The 3,785-nt window shown below is 64.6% G+C and carries 4 protein-coding genes; 2 read left to right on the top strand and 2 right to left on the bottom strand.

Features of this window, described 5'->3' with window-relative positions:
- Together AB0M22_RS45545 and AB0M22_RS45540 are read left to right on the top strand one after the other, a co-directional pair.
- Window positions 1–385, top strand: a 385-nt coding sequence (locus tag AB0M22_RS45545) for an alpha/beta hydrolase-fold protein (RefSeq protein WP_364740298.1), incomplete at its 5' end; no start/stop codon positions are given.
- 176 nt (window positions 386–561) lie between these two features.
- Window positions 562–1,968 carry a M14 family zinc carboxypeptidase gene (locus AB0M22_RS45540; RefSeq protein ID WP_364740295.1) on the top strand — a complete coding sequence of 469 codons (1,407 nt, stop codon included), beginning with the start codon at window positions 562–564 and terminating at the stop codon, window positions 1,966–1,968.
- A gap of 74 nt (window positions 1,969–2,042) precedes the next feature.
- Here AB0M22_RS45540 and AB0M22_RS45535 read toward each other — a convergent pair whose 3' ends face one another.
- Together AB0M22_RS45535 and AB0M22_RS45530 are read right to left on the bottom strand one after the other, a co-directional pair.
- Complete coding sequence (locus AB0M22_RS45535) at window positions 2,043–2,738, bottom strand: hypothetical protein (protein WP_364740293.1); 696 nt, start codon at window positions 2,736–2,738, stop codon at window positions 2,043–2,045.
- A gap of 144 nt (window positions 2,739–2,882) precedes the next feature.
- Window positions 2,883–3,233, bottom strand: coding sequence for a hypothetical protein (locus AB0M22_RS45530; protein ID WP_364740290.1), 351 nt, complete (start codon window positions 3,231–3,233; stop codon window positions 2,883–2,885).
- Window positions 3,234–3,785 lie beyond the last annotated feature (552 nt).

Here is a 3,785-nt window from a genome sequence, read left to right as displayed (position 1 = left end):
CGTCGTCGGACGCTGGAAAGGCAACCCCCTCAACATGTGGGGACCACCCCAAGACCCCACCTGGGCCGCCAACGACCCCTACCTCCACGCAGACCGACTCCACAACACCACCCTCTACATCAGCACCGGCACCGGACAACCCGGACCACTCGACACTCTCGACCAAACCCACGGTGACGCAGGCAAACTCGTCGGTCAGCTCACCAGTGGCGCGCTCCTGGAAGCGATCACCGGCGCGTGCACGCTCCAGCTCCGAGACCGACTCCGGGAGCTGAACATTCCGGCGACCTTCGACTTTCGCCCGTCCGGCACTCACTCCTGGGGCTACTGGCAACAGGATCTGCACAACTCCTGGCCGCTGTTCGAAGCGGCACTGGACAGGTAAACGCGGACAACCCTTTCCCCACTTCGACTGGGGTTTCACCGGGCCGACATAGAGGCTTAATCTCCGCCCATAGGGAATTCACCCGTCCCTTCGGAGGAGCCGACATGGCCCGCATCGAACAACGCCACGCCGCGAAATATGTTGCCGGACAGTGGCGCGAGAGACAAGGGAAGTCTATGAGCAGATCTCGGAAATTGCTCGCCTGTATCAGCGCAGTGGTTGTCGGTGGTTTTTCGACGGTCGCGCTACAACCGATGTTGGCGCAGGCCGCCGATGACGCCCCCTACTACTGGGATGTTTCGGTGCCCTCGCAGGCGCAGCGCGACATCATCGAAAGTGCCGGAATCGAGATGGTTCCCGCAGGTCCGGGCAAGGTGACCATCGCGGTCGACGAGGCGGGCGCGCAGGCGCTGCGGGACAAGGGCCTGAAGCCGTCGAAGCGGGAACCGGTGTACAAGTCGACGCCGGGGGAGTTGCGTGCCCCGGAGGCGAACAAATCGTTCTACGGCGGATACCACACCTCGGCGGAAATGCTGAAACATACCCGCGACGTCGCCGCCAAGTATCCCGGAATCGCGCAGGTGCACGATATCGGCAAAACCTGGCTCGCCGGAAGGGGTTCCGGCGGCAGCACCATGAACGTCATCTGCTTGACCGGAATCGCGAAGCAGGCGACCGATCAGGAAAAGGCCTCGGCGAAAACGACTCTCGCACCGAACGGCTGCGCTCTGTCACCGACGTCGACCAAGCCGCGTTTCCTGCTGACCGCGCAGATTCACGCGCGCGAACTGGCGACCGGTGAAATCGCGTGGCGCTGGATCGACTATCTCGCCAACGGATACGGCACCGACAGTACGGCGACCTCGATCCTGGACAACACCGAGGTCTGGGTGGTCCCGGTGACCAACCCGGACGGTGTCGACGTGGTGGCCAGCGGCGGCAATCGGCCGAAGATGCAGCGCAAGAACGTCGACAATAGCCAGACGCCGTCGTCCTGCTCGGTCGTCGACGGGTCCGGCAACGGTCCGGGCGTCGATCTGAACCGCAACTTCACCGTCCGCTGGGGTGGTGACTCGCGCAACCCGTGCTCGCAGACCTTCCAGGGTCCGCGGGCCGCCTCGGAGCCGGAAACCCAAGCGATTCAAGGGCTTTACGCGAAGCTGTTCACCAATCAGCGGCCGGCCGGCAGCGCCGACGTCCCGGATACCGCGAAGGGTGTGGTGATCGATCTGCATTCCTACGGGAATTACGGGATCATCCCGACCGCGGCGACGCCGAAGAACCGGGAACAGTTGCGCGCCTTGATCAAGAAGGTCGTGCCCGCCGGATTCACCGTCGGCACCGATGAGGAGACCGTCGGCTACTCGACCTGGGGCACCACCGACGACCAGGCGCACGGAGCCCTCGGCCTGGCCAGCTTCACCATCGAGATCGGCCCGAACGGCGGGACCTGCGGCGGCTTCATGCCGCGCTACACCTGCGTGGAAAGCACCCTCTGGCCGCAGATGAAGAAGTCCTTCACCACCGCCGCCCAATTGGCCGGCGCACCCTACAAGCAATCGCAGACCAGCCCGGTTCGCTGATTGCCCACACCACACGTTCACCGGTTCGGTCCTTGTGATCGGGCCGGTGAACTGGCGTTCTTTGTTGATTTCGCCTAGCGGCAGTTGACGGAATGGTTGATGCTGGAGCAGTCGTGCCACGGGTCGTGTTTGGGGAACGGCTCCGGGTCCTGGGTGCTTGGCTTCGGGTCCGGCACATAGTCCCAGCGGTCCGGGATATCCGAATTCGGCACGGCCGCACCGAGTCCGGCGCCGATGGCGCCACCGAGCAATGCGCCGCCGAGGAACCCGACCGGGAGGGTGATGAGGGCGAGCACGCCCGCGCCGGCGATGCCGATGGCGAGGCCGATGATGCCGCCGGCGAGTGCGCCGGTGAACGCGCCGATGGCCATTCCGGTCTGGATGCTGCGTTCTCTGGGCGAGGTTTGGTGCCAGTAGCCGACGGGTTCGGCGGTGAGATGCGTGCCGGTCGCGTCGAGTTGCGGACGCAGTTCGACGGTGCCCTGGTCGAGTTCGATGGTCAAGGGCAGGCTGGCGATCGCGGTGCCCGCCGCATCGGTGACGTTCACCGCGTCCTCGCTCATCGCGAATGTGCCGCCGAACAGATTGGCGGACAGGCTCTTTCCGTCGGCGGACCTCGATACGGCGAAGGCAACGTCCTGTTCGGTACCGGTCAGCGTGCTCGGATACGCACTGATCGCCGGCGCCGGCTCGGCCTGCGCGACGCTCCCGACCATTCCCGTGGCCGCGAGGGTGAACGTGGCCGCCACCGCAATCTTCTTGATCCCCATGATCTTCCTTAGACTCTGCGGCGCGCTGTTGTACGCGATGCGACCGATCTATCCTCGAGGGACAGAAGCAGTTCCGAGCCTACGCAAATCCGATAGGTGTTCCACCGCCCCAATTCCATTGGCACCGGAACCGCTGCCGGATGTTCAGCTGTCCTGCTTGTCCCAGGCTGTTTCCAGCACACCAGGGTAGGTGCCGAGGAGTGCGATCAGCGCGAACATCAGCCGTAGATCCCACCGCCCCTCGGGGACCTCCAGCCGATCGTCCTGATAATCGAGCACCACATCACCGGTTGTGTTGTCGCGCCACCGAATTCGTCGCGGCGGACGTGCGAGATCACCGTCGCCACCGCCGAGTACCAGCGCCGCAATCATGACCACGCCGAGAATCAGCTGAATTGGGAACAGCAACCACCACACGATCCACCAGCCGAGCTGCCCCTTGTATCCGACAAGCGGTTGCGCACCGGCCGGCGTAACAGTCCATCGGGTCCGCACCCGCCCACCCCGAGGCCCCGGCTCCCGAACCACCGTCCCCACCAATTCCCCTGCCGCACCCCACACTTCGTAGGTCGCGGCACCCCGCCTAACCGCCTCCTTGGTCACCACCCGCGCGACCAACCCCCGCCGATCAGGATCACCCCACACGACAAACGCCCGCCGACCCTCCTTACGCGCCGCCCGATACTCCTCGAACCCATCCGGCGCCATCTCCCGCTCTACATAAACAGCGCCAAACCCAACTGTCGGCTTCTCGCTATGCCGCCCCCGCTGTCCAACATCAGCGATCTGCCAAACCTCTCCCCGCCGATTAGCCCGCACCCCCACCGCCCTGTTCAACGCCAGCCGCATAGCAATCCTCCCCATCACCCTCGTTCCCACCGGCGCTGAGAACCCTACCTCCACGGTTCGTATGGTCCACGTGGCATTGGGAGCATCGGCGATATGCCGATGGGGGACTGTCTCGCTAAGGGTGTTTCCGGCGGTTTCTCTCAGTAGGTTTGTGCGTTGGGCCAGCGGTCGGCGAAGGTGATCGCGAAGGCGTTGACC

Origin of the sequence: Nocardia sp. NPDC051756 (assembly GCF_040681495.1) — a bacterium.
Lineage (GTDB): Bacteria > Actinomycetota > Actinomycetes > Mycobacteriales > Mycobacteriaceae > Nocardia.
Note: the sequence above shows the minus strand (reverse complement) of the source record. Positions and strands in the feature narration are given on the sequence as shown.

What these genes read in the sequence shown, in the direction of transcription:
- AB0M22_RS45535 (WP_364740293.1), bottom strand. Translation starts at nt 2,738, where the DNA reads ATGGGGATCAAGAAGATTGCGGTGGCGGCCACGTTCACCCTCGCGGCC.
- AB0M22_RS45540 (WP_364740295.1), top strand. Translation starts at nt 562, where the DNA reads ATGAGCAGATCTCGGAAATTGCTCGCCTGTATCAGCGCAGTGGTTGTC.